The organism is Geodermatophilus sp. DSM 45219 (assembly GCF_900104025.1).
Lineage (GTDB): Bacteria > Actinomycetota > Actinomycetes > Mycobacteriales > Geodermatophilaceae > Geodermatophilus.
In genome coordinates this window covers 572,587-592,989 of the sequence record NZ_FNIQ01000003.1, presented here as the reverse complement: position 1 = coordinate 592,989, position 20,403 = coordinate 572,587, and the positions used below count along the sequence as shown (strand labels likewise).

General features: G+C 75.8%; 16 protein-coding genes. 6 read left to right on the top strand and 10 right to left on the bottom strand.

From position 1 onward, the window contains the following. Positions 1-8: 8 nt before the first annotated feature. The 6 genes from trxA to BLR12_RS11840 form a co-directional block, all read right to left on the bottom strand. Positions 9-335 (bottom strand): thioredoxin, encoded by a 327-nt coding sequence (gene trxA / locus BLR12_RS11865; protein WP_091377924.1) that lies wholly within the window; start codon positions 333-335, stop codon positions 9-11. Between the two features lie 141 nt (positions 336-476). Next, positions 477-1,454, bottom strand: a complete 978-nt coding sequence (trxB, locus tag BLR12_RS11860; RefSeq protein ID WP_091377922.1) for a thioredoxin-disulfide reductase — start codon at positions 1,452-1,454, stop codon at positions 477-479. 74 nt (positions 1,455-1,528) lie between these two features. Continuing rightward, positions 1,529-3,145, bottom strand: coding sequence for a protein kinase family protein (locus BLR12_RS11855; protein ID WP_091377918.1), 1,617 nt, complete (start codon positions 3,143-3,145; stop codon positions 1,529-1,531). Between the two features lie 68 nt (positions 3,146-3,213). Then, entirely contained in the window at positions 3,214-5,241 is a 2,028-nt protein-coding gene (murJ, locus tag BLR12_RS11850; RefSeq protein WP_255363441.1) for a murein biosynthesis integral membrane protein MurJ, read from the bottom strand. A 13-nt stretch (positions 5,242-5,254) separates the two neighbouring features. After that, the gene (locus BLR12_RS11845; RefSeq protein ID WP_091377915.1) at positions 5,255-7,558 is read right to left on the bottom strand and encodes a DUF6049 family protein; all 2,304 of its coding nucleotides are present in this window, start codon (positions 7,556-7,558) and stop codon (positions 5,255-5,257) included. Beyond that, entirely contained in the window at positions 7,555-8,031 is a 477-nt protein-coding gene (locus tag BLR12_RS11840; RefSeq protein ID WP_091220955.1) for an NUDIX hydrolase, read from the bottom strand. Before BLR12_RS11840 ends, BLR12_RS11845 begins: the two co-directional genes overlap by 4 nt. Before the next feature lie 240 nt (positions 8,032-8,271). Between BLR12_RS11840 and BLR12_RS11835 the strand changes: the two genes are divergently transcribed. Next, a complete protein-coding gene (locus tag BLR12_RS11835) occupies positions 8,272-9,699 on the top strand; it encodes a CCA tRNA nucleotidyltransferase (RefSeq protein ID WP_091377912.1) in 1,428 nt (475 codons plus the stop codon). A 113-nt stretch (positions 9,700-9,812) separates the two neighbouring features. Next, positions 9,813-10,736 carry a M10 family metallopeptidase domain-containing protein gene (locus BLR12_RS11830; RefSeq protein ID WP_255363440.1) on the top strand — a complete coding sequence of 308 codons (924 nt, stop codon included), beginning with the start codon at positions 9,813-9,815 and terminating at the stop codon, positions 10,734-10,736. 9 nt (positions 10,737-10,745) lie between these two features. On the opposite strand, the gene BLR12_RS11825 is transcribed toward BLR12_RS11830, so the two are convergent. Next, the gene (locus tag BLR12_RS11825) at positions 10,746-11,993 is read right to left on the bottom strand and encodes an MFS transporter (protein WP_091377906.1); all 1,248 of its coding nucleotides are present in this window, start codon (positions 11,991-11,993) and stop codon (positions 10,746-10,748) included. 117 nt (positions 11,994-12,110) lie between these two features. Between BLR12_RS11825 and BLR12_RS11820 the strand changes: the two genes are divergently transcribed. After that, entirely contained in the window at positions 12,111-12,785 is a 675-nt protein-coding gene (locus BLR12_RS11820; protein WP_255363439.1) for a YqgE/AlgH family protein, read from the top strand. Positions 12,786-12,958: 173 nt separating this feature from the next. Here BLR12_RS11820 and BLR12_RS11815 read toward each other — a convergent pair whose 3' ends face one another. The 3 genes from BLR12_RS11815 to BLR12_RS11805 form a co-directional block, all read right to left on the bottom strand. Further along, positions 12,959-13,717 (bottom strand): hypothetical protein, encoded by a 759-nt coding sequence (locus BLR12_RS11815; RefSeq protein ID WP_091377903.1) that lies wholly within the window; start codon positions 13,715-13,717, stop codon positions 12,959-12,961. A 145-nt stretch (positions 13,718-13,862) separates the two neighbouring features. Next, the gene (locus BLR12_RS11810) at positions 13,863-14,942 is read right to left on the bottom strand and encodes an inositol-3-phosphate synthase (protein WP_091377900.1); all 1,080 of its coding nucleotides are present in this window, start codon (positions 14,940-14,942) and stop codon (positions 13,863-13,865) included. A 113-nt stretch (positions 14,943-15,055) separates the two neighbouring features. Continuing rightward, positions 15,056-15,670: a PadR family transcriptional regulator gene (locus BLR12_RS11805; protein WP_091378524.1), complete on the bottom strand. Its 615-nt coding sequence runs from the start codon at positions 15,668-15,670 to the stop codon at positions 15,056-15,058. 145 nt (positions 15,671-15,815) lie between these two features. Between BLR12_RS11805 and BLR12_RS11800 the strand changes: the two genes are divergently transcribed. The 3 genes from BLR12_RS11800 (at position 15,816) to BLR12_RS11790 (ending at position 20,383) form a co-directional block, all read left to right on the top strand. Then, positions 15,816-16,229 (top strand): DUF5318 domain-containing protein, encoded by a 414-nt coding sequence (locus BLR12_RS11800; protein ID WP_091377898.1) that lies wholly within the window; start codon positions 15,816-15,818, stop codon positions 16,227-16,229. A gap of 396 nt (positions 16,230-16,625) precedes the next feature. Further along, positions 16,626-18,833 carry a transglycosylase domain-containing protein gene (locus BLR12_RS11795; protein ID WP_255363438.1) on the top strand — a complete coding sequence of 736 codons (2,208 nt, stop codon included), beginning with the start codon at positions 16,626-16,628 and terminating at the stop codon, positions 18,831-18,833. 23 nt (positions 18,834-18,856) lie between these two features. Beyond that, on the top strand, positions 18,857-20,383 hold the full coding sequence (locus BLR12_RS11790; RefSeq protein WP_091377894.1) for a glycosyltransferase family 87 protein: 1,527 nt from the start codon (positions 18,857-18,859) through the stop codon (positions 20,381-20,383). Positions 20,384-20,403 lie beyond the last annotated feature (20 nt).

The following is a 20,403-nucleotide window of genomic DNA, read 5'->3' as shown; positions in this document are numbered from 1 at the left end:
CCTTCTCCTTAGAGGTAGTCGGCGAGGTCCGAGAGGATCGCGCCCTTCGGCTTGGCGCCGATGATGCTCTTCACCGGCTTGCCGCCCTGGAACACCGTCATGGTCGGGATCGACATGACCTGGTAGTCGCGGGCGATCTGCGGGTTCTCGTCGATGTTGAGCTTGGCGATCGTCAGCTTGTCGGCGTGCTCGGAGGCGATCTCCTCGAGGACCGGGGCGACCATCTTGCACGGTCCGCACCACTCGGCCCAGAAGTCGACGAGCACGGGCTTGTCGCTGCCCAGCACGTCGTCGGCGAAGGTCGCGTCGGTGACCGTCACGGTGTTGCCTGCCATGGTCGTTCTCCTCGTGGTCCGTGGACGGTCGGAGCGCAGCGGCTCCGGCCGGGTGGGTCTGTCAGGGGACAACCCGCCGGGTGGGCGGTGTATGCCCGTCGGGGGCGGGATGCCCGCCCCGGGCCGCCGGCGAACGCCGGCTCAGCGCTCGCCGAAGGCCTCGGCCAGCCAGCGCTCGGCGTCGATGGCCGCCGCGGCGCCGGTGCCGGCCGAGGTGATGGCCTGGCGGTAGATGTGGTCGACGACGTCGCCGCAGGCGAACACGCCGTCGATGTTGGTCCGGGTGGTCGGGTGCTCCACCTGGACGTAGCCCTCGTCGTCGAGCTTGAGCTGCCCGGCGAAGAGCTCGCTGCGGGGGTCGTGGCCGATGGCCACGAACACGCCGCTCACCGGGAGCTCCTCGGTGGCGCCGGTGCCGACGTCGGTCAGCTGGACGCCGGAGACCGTGCTGTCGCCGAGGACGTCGGTGACCTGCTTGCCGAGGGCCCAGCGGATCTTCTCGTTGTCCTGCGCGCGCTTCTGCATGATCTTCGACGCGCGCAGCTCCTCCCGCCGGTGGACCACGGTCACCGTCTTGGCGAACCGGGTGAGGAAGGTGGCCTCCTCCATCGCGGAGTCGCCACCGCCGACGACCACGATGTCCTGGTCGCGGAAGAAGAAGCCGTCGCAGGTGGCGCAGGCCGAGACGCCGCGGCCGAGCAGCCGGGCCTCGTTGTCCAGGCCGAGGTACCGGTACTTCGAGCCGGTGGCGACGATGACGGCGTGCGCGCGGTGCACCTCGTCGCCGACCTTGACGGTCTTCGGCTCGGCGGTCAGGTCGACCTCGGTGACGTCGCGGGCGACCAGCTCGGCGCCGAAGCGCTCGGCCTGGGTGCGCATGTCGTCCATCAGCTGCGGGCCCTGGACGCCCTCGGGGAAGCCGGGGAAGTTCTCGACCTCGGTGGTCGTCATCAGCGCGCCGCCGAACTGCGAGCCCTCGAACACCAGTGGGTGGAGGTTCGCGCGGGCGGCGTAGACGGCCGCGGTGTACCCGGCCGGTCCGGACCCGATGATGATCAGGTCACGGACGCCGTCGTGCTCGGCGGGCGGGATCGCGGGCTCCGCGTGCTCCGCCGTCACCGCGGGGCCGGGGGTCGGGTGGTCTGTCGTCACAGGCGGCACAACGAGGATCGTAGGTCCTGGATTCCCCCGCGCTAGCCCGCCGGAGTGAGGCTGACCTCGGTGATCTCGGCGGAGAACCCGCCGTCGGAGGGCACCAGCCCGGTGACCCACAGCAGCACGTACCGCGTGGTCACCGGCTCGTCGAAGGTCAGCTCTCCCGATCCCACCGCGCCGCTCGCCACGACGGCATAGGACTCGAGGTCGCCGTCGGGCTGGTCGCCGGCGCGCACCTCGACGGTCGCCCCCGCGGAGCCGGTGACGCCGAGCCCGGCCAGGGCCTGCTCCGAGCCGAGGTCGTACAGGACGCCGACGCCGTCCTTGAGGTTCCCGAACGCCGGGGACCCGCGGTAGGTCACCGTGGACCAGCCGGTGGCCGGGTCGCCGTCGAAGGACAGCGGCACGTCGTCGGGGTTCTCCGGCTCGCCGTCGCCCTGGGGGTTGTAGACCGACGCGCCGGCGATCGCGAGCGCGGCGCTCTCGTCGGGTGGGGCGTCCTCCGCGGCCGGTGCGCTGCTCGACGGCGCGGTCGGTGCGGGGGCCTGGTCTCCGGCGACGTCGTCGGGGGAGATCACGTTGCCGAGCCAGACGGCCAGCGCGATCACCACCGCCAGCGCGAGCAGCGGTAGGCCGACGACGACCAGCCGGCGCCGGCGGGCGTGCGCCGCGTCGTCGTCCGGCCCGCGGTCCTCGTCCCGCCCACCGATGCCGGCCGACATCGGGAGCAGGTCGTCGTCCTCGTCGTCGTCGTACCGGCGGCCGGGCACCGGGGGCAGGCCGCGCGCGTCCAGCGGCGGGTGGGGGGTCGACGACGCGTCGCGGGTCGGCGCCGGGTCGACCGCGACGTCCGGGGCGCCGGCGCGGTCCTCCTCCCGGCGCTCGCGCAGCCGGCGCAGCCACCCGCTGTCGGACTCGTCGGGGGCGCGCAGCGGCTCGGAGGTGTGCCCGGTGCGCGGGCGCTCGGCGAGCAGGGCGGCCATGGCGGCGACGCTGGAGAGCCCGGCGCCGGGCTGGGTGGAGCGGGCGCGGCGGACCAGCGCGGCCAGGTCCGGCGGCATCCCGGCCGTCGCCCCGCCGGCCGTCCCGTCCGGCCGGCGGCCGGTGAGGCAGAACTCGAGCAGCCCGCCGAGCGCGGCGACGTCCCCCTGCACGGTGCCGCTGGCGGCGGGCACCGAGCGCAGCCCGACCAGGCCGTTGGGCCGCAGGACGACGGTCTCCGGGGTGAGGCCGCCGACGGCCAGGCCGACCCGGTGGGCCGCGGCGACGCCCTCGGCGAGCCGGCGCAGCACGGTGCGCGCCTCCCGCTCGGGCATCGGGCCCTCGGCCAGCCGCTCGGCGAGGGTGCGGCCCTCGATCCACTCGTTGACGACGTAGGCGGCACCGCCGGGGGTCTGCGGATCGCCGCTGCCCTCGGCGGCGTCGTAGACCATCGCCAGCGCGGGCGTGGCCAGCCCGCCGGCGGTGAGCGCCCGGGTGATCCACTCGCGGGCGGCCGGCCCGCCGGGGGTGTGCACGCGGATGGCGACGTCGCGGTTGAGGATCCGGTCCTTGGCTCGCCAGCAGTGGATGACCCCGGTCGCGGTGGTCTCGGTCGGGCCGACCTCGTCCAGCGGGCGGTAGCGGTCGGGGAGACCGGTGGTCGTGGACGTCATCGGTGCGCCCGGCCCCCTGTCCCGTCCGTGCCGGCGGCTCGGTCGCCCCGGCGGCGGCGCCGCGCTGCTCACCCGCGCCCCAGCCTGGTCCGCACGGCCGCGAGGGGCCCCTGCAGCTCGGGGACGCGGGCGAACACGAGCCCTCCGAGGGTCGCGACGCCGATGACCACGGTACCGAGCAGCACGGTGCCGAGCGACCCTGCCACCGACGGCCCCAGGGCGTCGTCGGCCAGGGACACCGCCAGCCGGCCCAGCAGCCCGGCGGCCACCGCGACGACGGCCACGCGGAGCACCGGGAGCAGCGTGGTCCGGCCCTCCAGCGACCCGAGACGGCGGCGCAGCAGGACGTTGCCGAGGGCCCAGCCGGCCAGGTAGGTGAGGCTGGTGGCCAGCATCAGGCCGGCCACCACCCACCGCGGTTCCACGACCACCGGCACGAGCAGCAGCAGCGGCACCCGCACGCCGACCATGCCGAGCTGCAGCAGCGTCGGGGTGCGGGCGTCCTTCATCGCGTAGAACACCCGCAGCTGCAGCAGGGTGACCGCCATCGGCAGCAGCCCGAAGGCGCCCACGGCCAGCGCGACCCCGATCGTGCGGGCCTCCTCGACGCCGGTGTTCCCGCGGGCGAAGGCCAGCACCGCGATCGCCGGGCCGAGCACGGTCAGCGCCGCGCTGACCGGCAGCAGGCCGAGGGCCGACAGCCGGGTGCCCAGGGAGAGGTCGCGCACCACACCGGGGACGTCGGAGCGCGCCGCGGCGCGGCTCATCCGCGGCACCAGCGCCGTCAGCAGGGCGACGCCGATGATCCCGTAGGGCATCTGGAACAGCAGGCTGGCGTTGGCGAAGCCGAGCGACCCGAGCCCGCCGTCCCGCCCGGCGTCGTTGGCGATCCGGGTGGCCACCACGACGCCCACCTGGCTGATCGCCACGTAGCCGATCACCCACAGCCCCAGCCCGCCCGCCTCGCGCAGCCCGGTGTCCCGCAGCCCCCAGCGGGGCCGCAGCGGGACGCCCGCGCGGCGCAGCAGCGGCAGCAGCACCAGCGCCTGGACGGCGATGCCCAGCGTGGTGCCGCCGCCGAGCAGCCACACCTGCCCCGGGGTGATCGTGGCCGGCGCCAGGTCGCCGGGGCCGCTCGCCGCGACGAAGAGCAGCCCCGTGGCGATCACGACCACGTTGTTGAGCACCGGCGCCCAGGCCGGCGGGCCGAACACCCCGCGGGAGTTGAGGATCGCCTGCGCCAGCGCCCCGATCCCGTAGAAGACGATCTCCAGCAGCAGGATCCGCGCCAGCCAGGTGGCCAGCCGGTACTGCTCGGGGTCCTCGCCCAGGCCGTAGAGCCGGGTGAGCGCCGGCGCGGCCAGCACCGCCAGGGCGGTGACGACGACCAGCCCGGCGCTGGCCACGGTGGCCAGCCGCTGCGCGTAGGAGGCACCGCCGTCGTCGTCCCGCTCCTGCGCGCGCACCAGCAGCGGCACCACCACCGAGGTCAGCACCCCGCCGAGCAGCAGCTCGTAGACGATGTTGGGCAGCGTGTTCGAGGTGTTGTAGGCGTCACCGACCAGGCCCACGCCCAGCGCCGCGGTGAGCACCATCGTGCGCAGCAGCCCGGTGATGCGGGAGACCAGCGTGGCCACCGCCATCGTGCCGGCGGCGCGCAGGATGCCGCGGCTGGCGCCGGGGCGGCCCTCGCGGGCCTCGGCGTCCTCCTCGGTCTCGTCGACCGGGCGCGGCACCGCGGGCAGCACCGGGATGAGCTGGGTGTCGTCGGGCCCGGGGACCCAGCGCGAGGCCCGCCGCGGCGGCGGCACCGGCGGCAGGTCCCGGACCCGCGGCGCCGGTGGCGGGACCGGTGGCAGCGGCCGGCCGCCGGGCGGGGCCTGCGGATAGGGGGGCGGCGGCAGGGGTGGCGGGGTCGCCGGCCCGGCGACCGGTGGCGGACCGTCCACCGGCGGCGCGGCCTCCCGCCGCGCGCGCTCGGCCGGCGGGGGACCACCGGCGGCCCGGCGGACCGCGGCGGACGACGGAGGCACCGGGGGCAGGGGACGGCGCTGCTCCTCCCCCACCGGGCGCTCCTCCACCGGGCGTTCGCTCATGCGGCGTCCCGGCTCACACCGGGCTCCGCGTCGGCGGCAGCGGGACCGCCGCACCGTCGGGCGCGGGGCCTCCCGGGAGGTCGCCGTCCCCGTCGGCACCGCCGCGGCGACGGCGCAGCACGAACCGCACCAGGCGGCGGAGGAAGAGCAGCGCCAGCAACCCGGCCGCGCAGAGGGTGATGACCACCGAGATCGTGCCGTAGGCGGTGCTCTGCACCTGCAGCTGCACCGGGTCGCCCAGCGGGGCGCCGTCCGGGGTGGTGAGCGTGGCGACGACGCCGAAGCGGCCGGGCTGGCGCACCTCGGTCGGGACCTGCAGCGTCGTCCGCTGTTCCGGCTCGAGCACCTGGTCGCCGAGGTCGCCCACCACCAGCGCGTTGCCGCGGGTCTCCAGCCGCAGCTGCACCCGCAGGGCGAAGGGGAGGTCGTTGCGGACGGTCAGCACGAGCGGAGCGTCGCTGGAGGCCAGGCTGTAGGTGCCGTCGGCCGGCGAGAGCAGGGTGACCCGCTCCAGCAGCCGGCCCATCGCCGCCCGCAGGTCGCCCGCGGCCTCGACGAACGCGGTCGGCTCGTCGCGCCAGGCCGACGACGTGGTGCGGGCGATCGCCGCGTCCCACGGGGCCAGGGCCGACGCGGCATCGCCGACCACGGCACCGGCCAGCTGGTCGCGGACCGCGACCGCGGCGGCGACGTCGGCCAGCCCGGCGGGCGCCAGGCCGCCCGGCCCGGGCGGGGGGACCAGCTCGCCGGTGACCGCGACCGGGCCGTCGCCGAGCTCGGCCACGGTGGCCGGCCGGAGCCCGGGCAGCTGGGCGGACAGCGCCATCGCCGCGGTGACCGCGGCGGGGTCGGGGTCGACCTCCCGCGGCGGGGCCACCAGCACGCTCTGGCCCGCCGCGGCGCCGCCCGGCTGGAGGGCGAGCAGCGCCAGCTCCGCGAGGTGCCGCTGCTCGACGGCCCGGGGGCCGCCGGGCACCCCCGTGACGTCGCTGAGCACGGGGTCGGCGACCAGGGCCTCGACCGCGCCGTCCGCGGTGGGCACCGTCGTCCGGGCCGCGGCCGGGCCGCTCAGGCCCAGGCCCGCCGACCCGTCGGTGAGGCCGGCGGGGGACAGCACGACCTCCTCGACGCCGCCGTCGGCCAGCACGCCGAGGGTCTCCGCGCGCAACGAGCCGCCGACCGCCCAGGCCAGGTCGGTGCGCGGCTCGACGCCGAGGACCTCGCGGAGCACGGCCACGCCGGCCAGGCCGGTCGCGGGGCCGGTGGGTGCGCCGGCGCCGTCCTGCGTCGTCCCCCCGGGGGTGCCGGGCAGGCTGCGGGCGAGGACCTCCGGCAAGCCGGTCGCGGTGAGCGCGTCGGCGTCGACGTCGCCGTAGGGCAGCGCGACGACGGGGTGGAGGGCGGCGACGGCGCGCAGCCGGTCCAGGAAGGCGGCGGCCTCCTCGGTGCCCGACCCGGCCTCGCCCGCGACGGCGTAGGGGCCGTCGGCCATGACCGCGAGCCCCTCGACCAGCGCGGGGTCGACGGCCAGGGTCACCGGGACGACGGGCACCGGCTCGCCGCCTCCCGCGGGAGCGGTCCGGGGCAGCTGCTCGAGGCTGGCCAGGACCCGGTCCAGCCGGCCGCCGGCCGCGACCTCCCGCGCCAGCCCGTCGTCGAGGAACGCGCCGGAGGGATCGCGGTGGGTGCGCTCGACCAGCGGCCACAGCCAGGCGACGCCGGTCGGCACGGCGGGCAGCAGGGGCGGCTGGACCAGCTGGGTGGCCAGCTCGCCGACCCGGCGGCGCTCCCCGTCCGGCCCGACGCCGTTGAGGTTGAGCAGCACCGGGTAGACGCCGTCCCCGGTGACGGCCAGCGCGTCGGTGGTCGTGGTCAGCGTGAAGGGCGCCGAGTCGCCCGGTCGCAGCTCGGCGGCGGCGTCCTGGAACGGGGTGGCCGCGGCGGTCATCGGATCGGGGTCGCCGTCCCCCGCCTGCAGCTCGCCGCGGGTGGTGACCGGCGCGCCGCGCTGCAGCCGCAGGTCCAGGTCGGTCAGCGTCTCGGTGCCGGTGTTGGTCAGCGTGCCGGCCACGGTGACGGTGGCCCCGGGGGAGAGCGTGCGGGGGTCCAGCCGGGTCAGCTCGACGTCCACGGGCTGCTCGTCGGCGGCCGGCGCCGGCTCCTCGGTCGCGGCGGCCGCCGGCGGCGCCAGGGCCACGGTGGGGACGACGAGCAGCCCGGCCAGGGTGGCGGCGGCCGCCGTCCGCCGGGGAGGACGGCCGGATCCCGGCACCGCGGGCCGGCCGCCGGCGCCCCCGGCAGCCGACCGGCGCCTCACGCGCTGTCGGCGAGGAGCGCGGGTGCCCGCTCGACCAGCGCCCGCTCGTCGGCGTAGGCGAGCCGCGCGCCGAGCTCGTCGAGGGGCACCCAGGCGACCTCGGTCACCTCGATGTCGGCGTCGGACAGGGCTCCTCCGATGGCGCGCAGCAGGAAGTGGTGCACCGTCTTGTGCACGCGCCGGCCGTCGGCGACGAACCAGAAGTCGATGATGCCCAGCGGGGCGACGACCTCGCCGATGATGCCGGTCTCCTCGGCGACCTCCCGGACGGCGGTGTCCTCCGGGGTCTCGCCCTCCTCGATGTGGCCCTTGGGCAGCGACCAGAGCAACCGGCCGCGGCGGTCGGTGCGGCCGATGAGGGCGGCACGCGGCCCCGTGATGGGGTCGTCGGCCACCACCAGGCCCCCGGCGGAGGTCTCGTCGACCCGGCGCAGCCGGCGGCCGGGGCGCCCTCGTCCGCCCGTCCCAGCCATGCGAGGAGGGTAGCGCGCGTCGGGCGACAGCTCCGGGAACGTCGCAGCGACCGAGCAGCGATGGTGGCCGCGCTGCAGGGGTCCCGCCGCGAGCGTGCGGGTGGTGGGGCCAGCGGGGTCCTCCGACGGGGCGCGGAGCCGGACCGGGGTCGATCCGCCACGCCACTACCCTCGACCGTCGTGTCCGGTCAGCCCTCGAGTCCTGGTGACGATGCCGTTCCCCCCGCCGTCCAGGAGACGGTGCGCGCGCTCGTCGACGTCTCCCCCGTCCTGACCCGGCTGGGCAGGCGGTTCACCGACGCCGGGTTCGAGGTCCACCTGGTGGGCGGGTCGGTCCGCGACGCGCTGCTGGCCGCGGGGTCCGGGGAGCCGCGCGTGGCCGGCGACCTGGACCTCACCACCGACGCCCGGCCCGACGACGTGCTGCGGCTCCTCCGCGGCGTCGCCAGTTCCACGTGGAACACCGGCATCGCCTTCGGCACGGTCGGCGCCGAGGTCGACGGCGTCCGGCTGGAGATCACCACCTTCCGCGCCGACCGCTACGACCGGGAGTCGCGCAACCCCGAGGTGGCCTGGGGCGACTCGCTCGTCGACGACCTGGCCCGCCGCGACTTCACCGTCAACGCGATGGCCGTCTCGCTCGGTCCGGACCGCACCGTCACCGACCCCTACGGCGGGCTGGGCGACCTGCTGGCCCGGCGGCTGCGGACGCCGGGGACCGCGGTGGACTCCTTCGCCGACGACCCGCTGCGGATGCTGCGCGCGGTCCGGTTCGTCGCCCAGCTCGGCCTGACCCCGGTCGAGGAGGTGGTCGAGGCGATGACCTCGCTCGCCGCCGCGCTGGGCCGGATCACCCCCGAGCGGGTGCAGCTGGAGCTGTCGAAGACGCTCCTGCAGGACTCCCCGCGGGCGGCGCTGGAGCTGTTCGTGGACACCGGGCTGGCCGACGTCGTCCTGCCCGAGCTCTCCGCGCTGCGGATGGAGATCGACGAGCACCACCAGCACAAGGACGTCTACAGCCACTCGCTGACCGTGCTCGACCAGGCGATCGCGCTCGAGGAGGCCGATCCGGACGCGGAGTCGCCGGACCTGGTGCTGCGGCTGGCCGCGCTGCTGCACGACGTCGGCAAGCCGGCCACCCGTCGGCACGAGCCGCGCGGCCGGGTGTCCTTCCACCACCACGAGGTGGTCGGGGCGAAGCTGGTGCGCAGGCGGCTGCAGGCGCTGCGCTACCCCAAGGACGTCACCGAGGCGGTGGCCCGGCTGACCTTCCTGCACCTGCGCTTCCACGGCTACGGCCGCGGCGAGTGGACCGACTCGGCGGTGCGCCGCTACGTCACCGACGCCGGCGACCTGCTGCCGCGGCTGCACAAGCTGGTGCGGTCGGACTGCACGACGCGCAACAAGCGGCGGGCCGCCGCGCTGTCGGCGACCTACGACTCGCTGGAGCAGCGGATCGCCGAGCTGTCGGCCGCCGAGGACCTCGCGCGGGTGCGGCCCGACCTCGACGGCAACGCGATCATGGCGATCCTCGGCATCCAGCCCGGCCGGGAGGTCGGCGAGGCCTGGAAGCACCTCAAGGACCTGCGGCTCGAGCGCGGCCCCCTGGACCCCGACGAGGCCGAGGCCGAGCTGCGCGCGTGGTGGGCCGCCCGGAACGAGACCTGACCCGACTCGACCCGGAGCACCCGGCTGCCGACAGGAGAGACGTGCACGGACACGGACCCGGCGATCCGGACCCGCGCCTGCCCACGTCCCCGAGCGGGCGCACGCCCCGGTGGGTGCTCGACGAGGCGGCCGGGCTGCCGGTGGCGGCCGACCCGTGGCGCGCCCCCGGACCGCCGCCCCGCCGGCGCCGCGGCGCGGGCCTGCGCGGGCTGCTCGCCGTGGTCCTGGTCGTGGCCGGTTCGCTCGGCGCCGCGTTCCTGACCGGGGCGGTGCCGTGGCCGTGGGACCGCCCGGTGGTCGTCGAGCCGCCGTCCGCGCTCGCCCCCGACCGCAGCGCGACCACCCCCGCGGCCGCGCCGACCGACCGCCCGACGCCCGGGGCCGGCGCGAGCGCGTTCCCCCGCGGGTCGGTCCCGGCGGCGCCCGCCGGCGGCGGTGCGCACGCGTTCTCGCTGTTCCAGGCCGACGGGGTCACGCCGGTGGCCTACGACCCGTGCCGCGTCGTCCACTACGCCGTCCGGCCCGACGGGGCACCCGAGGGCGGGGAGGAGCTGGTGCACGCGGCCTTCGCCCGCATCGCCGAGGTGACTGGCCTGGTCGTGGTGCACGACGGCCCGACGGACGAGGTGCCGGCCACCGACCGGGAGGCCTTCCAGCCCGAGCGCTACGGGGACCGCTGGGCCCCGGTGCTGGTCGCCTGGCAGACCGAGGCCGATGAGCCCGATCTGGCCGGCGACATCGTGGGCCGGGGCGGCAGCGTGGCGGTGTCCCTGGGCGAGGGGCCGCGGGTCTACGTCACCGGCACGGTGTCCCTGGACGCCGAGCAGTTCCCCGGGATCCTGGACTCGCGGGACGGGGAGGCCACGGCCGCGGGCATCGTGCTGCACGAGGTCGCCCACCTGGTGGGCCTGGACCACGTCGACGACGAGTCGCAGCTGCTCTACCCCGAGACCGTGCCGGGCGTCACCGACTTCGCCGCCGGCGACCTCACCGGCCTGGCGCGGCTGGGTCAGGGGCCCTGCGTCCCCGAGCTGTGACCCGCGCCCTCAGCGGGGCAGCGCGGACCGGGCGGCGTACACGGCCGCGAGCGCGTAGGCGGCGCCGACCGCCACCACGGCGGGCGGCGAGACGCCGTCCGCGGGGAGCAGGTGCGCCGCCGCCAGCAGGGCTGCGACGTAGCTGACGTTGACCAGCATGTCGTAGACGGAGAACACCCGGCCGCGGACGTCGTCGTCGACCACCTGCTGCAGGGTCGCGTCCACGCAGATCTTCACGCCCTGCCCGAGGAACCCGACCACCAGTCCGGCCAGCGCGATCGTCCCGGGCCGGAAGGGCAGGCCCAGGGCCACCACCAGCGGGCCGCCGGCGGCCAGCAGCAGGGCCACCCAGCGCGCGGTGCCCAGGCGGCGCACCGCGGCCGGCGTGGCCGCCGCCGCGAGCAGCGTGCCGACGGCTCCCGCGGCGACCGTGGCCCCGACCCCCGCCAGGCCCGCTCCTGCCGGGGCGGCTCGGGAGAACAGCAGCGTCAGCAGCGTCAGCAGGCCGAAGCAGAGCCGGTGCACCGTGGTGACGGCCAGCGCGGCCACCGCCGGGGGGCGGGCCCGCAGGTGCCGGACGCCGGCCAGCATCCCCGCCACCACGGCGCGTGCGGACGGCCGCGCGGCGCCCTCGTCCGGCCCGAGCCCGTACCGCGGGAACCCGGCGGCCAGCGCCGCGGCCAGCAGGTACGGCCCGGCGGCGCCGAGGGTCACCAGCGCGTAGCCGGCGTCCCCCGCGATCCCGGCGGCCTGCTGCACCGCGACCGCGGCCGCCCCGCCGGCCACGGTCGCCACCGCGCCGGCCGTCGTCGACAGGGCGTTGGCCGGCACCAGGTCCGCGGTCGTGTGCGGCAGGGACGCCGACAGCGCCGACAGCACGAACCGGGCCACGGAGAACAGCACCAGCCCGGCGAGCAGGAACGGCAGCCCCGCCGAGCCGCCGGCCACGAGCAGGGCCAGGACGGCGACCAGCCCGGCGCGCAGCAGGTCGGCGTGCACGAGCACCCGGCGGCGGCTCCAGCGGTCCAGCCAGACACCGGCGAACGGGCCGACGAGGGAGTACGGCAGCAGCAGGACGGCGAACCCCGCGGCGACGGCGACCGGGTCGGCCGAGCGCTGCGGGTTGAACAGCACCGTGCCGGCGAGGGCGGCCTGCAGCACGCCGTCCCCGAACTGGGCCGACAGTCGGGTCGCGAGCAGCCGGCGGAAGCCGGGGCGGGCCAGCAGGGAGCGCACGGTGGTCCCTGCCTGCGGCACCCGGTCACCCTATGGTGGCCACCCCTCGGCACAGGGTCGACGACGGGCCGCACGGCTCCCCGGTGCGCGCGTCACCTGCACCGCCGGGTCGCCCGGAGGTGGGGCACACTGGGAGCGATGACTCCCCCGTCCTCGCCCGATCCCGAGTCGGGGCCGCCGGCCCGGCCCGCGACGGGCCGCCGTCGTCCGGACGCGGTCCCCGGGCTCTCGACGGGCGGCCTGGACGACGTCCGCCCGGGGTCCCTGCTCGTGGCGATGCCGAGTCTCACCGACCCGACGTTCGCCGGCACCGTCGTCTTCGTGCTGGACCACAACGACAGCGGCACGCTGGGCGTGGTGCTGGGCCGGCCGAGCCAGGTGGAGATCCGCGACGTGCTGCCCGGCTGGTGCGACCTCGCCGTCGACCCCGGGGTGTTCCACGTGGGCGGCCCGTGCGAGACCGACACCGCGCTGTGCCTCGCCGTCTGCGATGCAGCCGGCCGCGGCACGCCGGCGGGCGACTGCGGGCTGCGGCCGGTCGCCGGCGACGTCCACCTGGTCGACCTCGACGCCGACCCCGACGAGCTGGCCGCCCGGGTCCGGGGGCTGCGGGTGTTCGCCGGCTACGCGGGCTGGTCGCCGGGCCAGCTGGCCGTCGAGGTCGCCGAGGGCGCGTGGGCGTGCGTGGCCGGCGGCCCGGAGGACGTGCTGAGCGAGCTGGCCGGCCCCGAGCTGTGGCGGCGGGTGATGGGCCGCCAGACCGGGCGCCTGGCCGTGCTGTCGACGGCGCCGGCCGACCCGTCGGCCAACTGACCGCGCGTCGGCAGGTGCGCGCGGGCGCCCCGTCTGGTAGGAACAGCGTGGGAGGGGGCGGTCTGGGGAAGAGGCCGCCCCCTCCCGCATGTCCCGGCCCGGGTGAGGTGCTGGAACGGCCGCCCTCCAGGGGCTCTCCCCCTGAGCGTGGGGGGAAGGGTGGTCCTTCCCCCCTACAGCCCGACGGTCGCCGCCACCTGCGGGTGCGCCGCCCCGTCCACGGACTCCCCGTCCGCCGGCACGGTGATCGTGCGCGGGCCGTGGTCCGACAGCGTCACGGTGACCTCGAACCCCTGGCCCGGCAGCGGCGTGCGGTACTGCACCAGCCGGTCGGTGGAGCGGTCGACCGCGACCGACCAGCCGGCCGTCGAGGCGTAGCGCGCGGCCAGCTCGCCGTTGATCGAGCCGTCGCCCTCCCACGTGTAGCCCGCACCCTGGAAGGCGCCGGCGGCGTCCGCCTCCTCGGCGGCCAGGTTGAGCACCACCTGCGTGAGGACGTCGACCAGCGGGGCCTGCTCCCCCAGCGCCACGGGGCGGCGCACGTAGGCGGCCTCGGGCAGCCCCGCGGCGCCGAGCGCGGCCGGCAGGCCGGGGACCTCGCCGAACCACAGCTGGTCGGCGGTGAAGAACAGCGTGCGGGTGTCGTCGGGCCGGCCGTCGCCGTACGAGGTGACCGCCTGGGCGCGGCCGACGCCGTCGGCCAGGTCGACCTCGCCGGTCAGGGTGAGCACGGTGTCCGGGCCGTAGGGGGCGGTGACCACGACGTCGGCGCCGCCCCGCTCGTGGTTGTCGGCCAGCAGCTGGGCCAGCAGCCGCGCCTCCTCCTCGGTGACCGGCGCGCCCTCCGCCCGCTCCTCCCCGCCGCCGCACCCGGCCAGCAGGGCCACCGTCAGCCCCAGGACGGGCAGCAGCGGACGTCGGCGGGCGGGCACGCGGCCAGCGTAGAGAAGGGGCCACCCGGCACGACGCCACTCGCACGCTCGCGGCGGGTCCCTGCAGGGCGGCCGCTCGGGGTCACCCGGCACGACGCGGCAGGGCCCGCCTCCGGGGAGGAGCGGGCCCTGCCGTCGTCCTGGCTCAGCGCTCGACGTCGCCCCGGATGAACGCCTCCACGGCGTCGCGGGCCTCGCTGTCGCTGTACTGCACCGGCGGGCTCTTCATGAAGTAGGAGGACGCCGACAGGATCGGGCCGCCGATGCCGCGGTCCTTGGCGATCTTCGCGGCACGGACGGCGTCGATGATGATGCCGGCGGAGTTCGGGGAGTCCCAGACCTCGAGCTTGTACTCCAGGTTCAGCGGGACGTCACCGAACGCGCGGCCCTCCAGGCGCACGTAGGCCCACTTGCGGTCCGACAGCCACGGCACGTGGTCCGACGGGCCGATGTGCACGTTGTCCTTGCCCATGTCCCGGTCGACCTGGCTGGTGACCGCCTGGGTCTTGGAGATCTTCTTGGACTCCAGGCGCTCGCGCTCGAGCATGTTCTTGAAGTCCATGTTGCCGCCGACGTTGAGCTGCATGGTGCGGTCGAGCTGGACGCCGCGGTCCTCGAACAGCTTGGCCAGCACCCGGTGGGTGATGGTCGCGCCGACCTGCGACTTGATGTCGTCGCCGACGATCGGCACACCGGCGGCGGTGAACTTCTCGGCCCACTCCGGCGTGCCGGCGATGAAGACCGGCAGCGCGTTGACGAAGGCGACCCCGGCGTCCAGGGCGCACTGGGCGTAGAACTCGGCGGCCTGCTGCGAGCCGACCGGGAGGTAGCAGACCAGGACGTCGGCCTGCGCCTCGCGGAGTGCCGCGACGACGTCCACCGGCTCCTCGTCGGACTCCTCGATCGTCTCGCGGTAGTACTTCCCGAGCCCGTCGAGGGTGGTGCCCCGCTGCACGGTGACGCCCAGCGGCGGGACGTCGCAGATCGTGATGGTGTTGTTCTCGCTGGCGACGATGGCCTCGGAGAGGTCCCGGCCGACCTTCTTGGCGTCCACGTCGAACGCGGCGACGAACTGCACGTCACCGACGTGGTACTCGCCGAAGCGGACGTGCATCAGGCCCGGCACCGACGCGGTCTCGTCCGCCTCGCGGTAGTAGTGGACACCCTGCACCAGCGAGGCGGCGCAGTTGCCGACGCCGACGATGGCGACCTTGACGGATCCCATGGAGCTCTCCTTCTTCGCAGACCGCGTGCGGTCGGTGGGCGCGGACCGCGGACGGTCTCGCTCGGGGGTGACCGGCGCGGAGCTGTGCCGCCCGGTCGTCGGTGGGGAACTGGTCAGGGCCGCGGGGACGTCTCCGGCGGATCCCCGGGCTCGGCGCCGTCGGCTCGACGCTGGTGGCTGTCGGTCAGCTCGCGGTCGATGAGCTCGGCCAGCCAGCGGACCTCGCGGTCGACCGACTCCAGGCCGTGCCGCTGCAGCTCGAGGGTGTAGCGGTCCAGCCGCTCGCGGGTGCGGGAGAGGGAGGCCCGCAGGCCCTCGCGCTGCAGTTCGACGGTGCGCCGCCGGCCCTCGAGGACGCGCAGCCGGACGTCGGCCGCGGTGTGCCGGAAGAAGGCCAGGCGGACGCCGAACAGGCCGCCGTCGTCGTAGGCCTCCGGGCCGGACTGGCCGACCAGCTCGTGGAAGCGCTCCTTGCCCTCGGCGGTGATCGTGTAGACCACCTTCCCCCGCCGGCCGGTCAGCGGTGGTGCGTCCGCCGGCAGCGGTGCGCGCGGGTCCGGCTCGTCGGTGGTGACGTACCCAGCGGCGTGCAGCCGCTTGAGCGCGGGGTACAGCGAGCCGTAGGAGATGCTGCGCAGCCCGCCGAGCACCTGGGCGAGCTGCTTGCGCAGCTCGTAGCCGTGCATCGGCGACTGGTGCAGCAGGCCGAGGATGGCGAACTCGAGCACGTCCACGCTCCTCGTCGTCGTACGCTCCGATGTATCGGGACGATACATCGACGGCAGCGTCCGCGACCACGCAGAGGGGTCCGGGACGGCGTCCGGACGTCGCCGGACGCCTTCCGCTGTCCGCCGCGTTGCGTACATTGGCGCCGTGCCCGGACGTCGATCCGTCGTGGACTACTCGCTGCAGCGGCGAGCCGTCCTCGCCGACGTGTACGCCGGCCGCACGGGGGTCTTCGAGGTCTGCGACGCCAGTCCGTACCTCACCCGGGCGGCCAGGTACCACGGCGAGGCGACCGACGTCGCCTGTCCGGTGTGCCGCAAGGAGCGGCTCACGCTGGTGAGCTACGTGTACGGGGAGAACCTGGGCCCCACGGCCGGCCAGGCGAAGACGCCGGCCGAGCTCGCCCGGATGGACGGGATGCAGGAGGAGTTCTCCGTGTACACCGTCCAGGTGTGCCGCGGGTGCGGCTGGAACCACCTGGACTGCTCGTACGTCCTGGGGGCCGACCCGGACCCGGGCCGTCAGCCGCGGCGCACGCGGCGGCGGGCGGCCACGGAGTAGGACGCGTCACACGCGGAACACCAGGTACCCCGCGTGGTCGTTGGGACACCTGGGCGCTGCTGCGCCGCGGGTCCTCCCCGCCCGCACAGCTGAACACGCCACCCTGGGTGCCGGACGAGTCCGTCCAGTGTGCCCGCCCGAGACAGCCGAACCAGAGAGGGGCCCTGCGTGCCTCCCCACGACGAGACCTCACCGGTCGGGCCGCGCAGCGGCTCGGTCCGCCGTCCGCCGTCCGGCCGCACCGCCGCCGGGGGCGGCGGAGGTGGCCGTCCCCCGGCAGGCAGGGGCCGGCCGCCGGCGGGCCGCGGGGGACGGACGACGGCCTCGCGCAGCGGGGGCGCGCCCGGGACGTCGCGCACCGGGCCCGCCCGGGGCACCCGCCCCGCGGGCAAGGCCGTGCGGACGAAGAAGCAGCGCCGCCGTCGCCGGCTCAAGGCGCTCCTCGGCCTGGTCGCCGGGATGTTCGTGCTGCTCGGCGTCTTCGTGGGCGTCGTCTACGCGACCACCGAGGTGCCCGACCCGAGCTCGGTGCAGAACGCGCAGACGACCGTCGTCTACTACGCCGACGGCACCACCGAGATGGCCCGGCTGGGCGCGGAGAACCGCACCAACGTCCCGCTCGCCGAGGTCTCCGAGCCCGCGCGCGAGGCGATCCTGGCCGCGGAGAACCGGAACTTCTACACCGACCCCGGCATCTCGGCCACGGGCATCGTCCGCGCCGCCTGGAACAACCTGACCGGCGGCTCGACGCAGGGTGGCTCGACGATCACCCAGCAGTACGTGAAGAACGCGTTCCTGACGTCGGACCAGACGTTCAGCCGCAAGTTCCAGGAGCTCTTCCTCGCCGTCAAGCTGGACAACCAGTACGAGAAGGACGAGATCCTCGAGAACTACCTGAACACCATCTACTTCGGCCGCGGCGCCTACGGCATCGAGGCGGCGGCCAACACCTACTTCGGTGTGCCGGCCAGCCAGCTGACCGCCCAGCAGGGCGCGGTGCTCGCCGTCCTGGTGCGCAGCCCGTCGAACTACGACCCGGAGTCCAACCCGGAGGGCTCGCAGGACCGCTGGGCCCTGGTGCTCGACGCGATGGTCGAGGAGGGCTGGCTGACCCAGGAGGAGCGGGACGCCTCGACCTTCCCGCCCGTGCAGCCGCGGATGGACTCCACTCTCGGCATCCCCAGCGGGCCGGAGGGCTTGGTCGTCCAGCGCGCCATCGCGGAGCTCGAGGCCAAGGGCTACGACGAGCAGCAGATCCGGGCCGGCGGCCTGCGGATCACCACCACCGTGGACAAGCGGTACCACGACGCCGCCATCGCCTCCGTCGCCGAGGTGATGGACGGCCAGCCGGAGAACCTGCGCGAGGCGCTCGTGGCCATCGACCCGCGGACCGGTGCCGTGCGCGCCTACTACGGCGGGCCGATCGGCGCCGGTGACGGCGCCGTCGACTACGCCCAGGCGCGCCGCCAGCCGGGCTCGTCGGTCAAGCCGTACGTGCTGGCCACCGCGCTGGAGGACGGCATCGGCGTCAACGCCCGGCGGGACGGCTCCTCGCCGCAGGAGTTCCCCGACCGCCCGGGCCTGCCGGTCAGCAACTCCGGCGGCGCCTCGTGCGGCGCCTGCACGCTGCGGGAGGCGATGACCCGCTCGCTGAACACCACCTACTACGGGCTGGCCTACGAGGTCGGCGCCGAGCGGGTGCGGCAGAACATCCTCGAGGCCACCGGCCTGCCGGAGGTCTGGCCGGAGACCGGCAGCATGCTCGACGGCGAGACCACGCTGGCCGACCCGGAGACCGGGGCCGCCGGCGCCTCGATCGGCATCGGCCAGTACGAGATGCGCCCGATCGACCAGGCGCACGGCTTCGCCACCCTGGCCAACGGCGGCGTCGAGCACGAGCCGTTCTTCGTGTCGCGGGTGACCGACAGCCAGGGCGCGGTGCTGCTGGAGTACAACGGCGACGCCGGCGACCAGGTCCTCGAGGCCGACGTCGTCAACGACACCACCTACGGGATGACCGACGTCGCGGACTACTCGCGGCGCTCGCTCGACGGCGGCCGCGAGGTGGCCAGCAAGACCGGTACGCAGGGTCAGGGCGAGGACAACTCCGACGCGTGGATGGTCGGGTTCACCCCGTCGATCTCGACGGCGGTGTGGATGGGCACCGACCGCCTCGACCCGCTCGAGGACGTCAACGGCCGGATCATCTACGGCTCGGGTCTGCCCGGCGCCATCTGGCAGGAGTTCATGGACACCGTGCTGGAGGGGACGCCGGAGGAGGACCTGCCCGACCGCGCGGTCATCCGCGGCGACACCGGTGTGGGCGTGCCCGAGCCGGAGCCCGAGCCCGCCCCCGAGCCGGAGCCGGCCCCGGTGGTCACCCAGCCGACCCCGCAGGCGGAGGAGCCGGTCGTCGAGCAGCCGCCGGTCGTCGAGCAGCCCCCGGTCGTCGACCAGCCGGAGACCCCGGACACGGGAACCGACACGACCACCACGGACCCGACCGACGAGGAGACCGACACCGACGTGTCCAACGGCCGGCCGGCCGAGGGGCAGGACGGACAGGACCAGGCGCAGGACCAGGAGGAGCAGCCGACCGGCTGAGCCCCGGCGGGCAGACTGACCGCATGAGCACGATCCCGACCGGCCCGTCCGCAGCAGCGGACGGGCCGGCGGCGTCTCCCGGGGCGGACCGCCGCCGGCCCGACCGCGTCGTCCCCTCGTGGAGCGACCCGGTGGTGGCGCAGGCCAGCGAGGCCGTGGGCGGCCCGTGGGGCCGGCACGCCGTCGTCGGGCGCGCGGCGTTCTGGACCCCGCTGCGGGTCTGCCTGCTGTTCACCACCACCGTGCTGGCGCTGGCCTGGCTCAAGCAGGCCCCGTGCTCCGACGGCGACTGGACCGGCTCGCTGCAGTACACGCACCTCTGCTACTCCGACCCGGTCCCGCTGTTCGGCGTCTACGGGCAGGGAGACGGCGCGCTGCCCTACCTCGACGCCCGGGTGGAGTACCCGGTGCTGACCGGGGCCGCGATGGCGCTCGCCGCGCTGCTCTCCGGCTGGTACGACGGGCTGGCGGCCGCGGTGGGCGTGCTGCCCGCCGTCCCGCCGGTGCAGAGCTACACGATCGTGACGGCGCTGCTGATGGCGGTGTGCGCGCTGGTCGTCACCCGCGCCGTCCTGCCGCTGACCGGCCGGCGGCCGTGGGACACCGCGATGGTCGCGCTCTCCCCCGTCCTGCTCGTCTACGCGTTCAACAACTGGGACCTGCTGGCCGTCGCGCTGACCACCCTCGGGATGTGGGCGTGGGCCCGGGAGCGGCCGGTGCTCGCCGGCGCGCTGCTCGGGCTGGGCGTGGCCGCCAAGCTCTACCCGGTGCTCGTGCTGGGCGCGCTGTTCCTGCTGTGCCTGCGGGCCGGGGCGCTCGGGACCTGGCTGCGGGCGGCGGTCGCCGCGGTCGGGGCGTGGCTGGTGGTCAACGTGCCGGTCGCGCTGGTGGCGCCGGAGAACTGGGGCTGGTTCTTCGCCTTCAGCCGCCAGCGGGCGGCCAACCCGGAGTCGATCTGGAACGTCCTGCTGACCGCCACGGAGAACCGGGTCCTCGACGGGCCGCTCGCCGAGGGCGAGACGCCGTCGGTGCTCAACGCGGTCGTCGCCGTGCTGCTGCTCGCGCTGGCCGCCGGGGTCGCGTGGCTGGTGCTCACCGCCCCCGTGCGGCCGCGGGTGGCGCAGGTGGCCTTCCTGCTGGTGGCCGGCTTCCTGCTGCTCAACAAGGTCTACAGCCCGCAGTACGCCCTGTGGCTGCTCCCGCTGGCGGTGCTGGCCCGGCCGCGGTGGCGCTCGCTGCTGGTCTGGCAGGCCAGCGAGGCGCTGGTGTGGGTCATGACGATGCTCTACTACCTCGGCACGGAGAACCGCGGCGTCGAGGTCGAGTGGTTCTTCCTCGCCGTCCTCCTGCGGGACGCCGTCCTGGTGGCGCTGATGGTGCTCGTCGTCCGGGAGGTCCGGCGGCCCGACGACGACGTCGTCCGCACCAGCTGGCCGGGGGTGGACGACCCCGCCGGCGGGCCGCTCGACGGGGCGCGTGACGTGCTGACGCTGGGGCGCGGACGTCCGCGCGTTCCCGACGAGACGACTGCGGGGAAGTCGGCGCTCTGAGCGCCTTCGAGGGCCCCGAC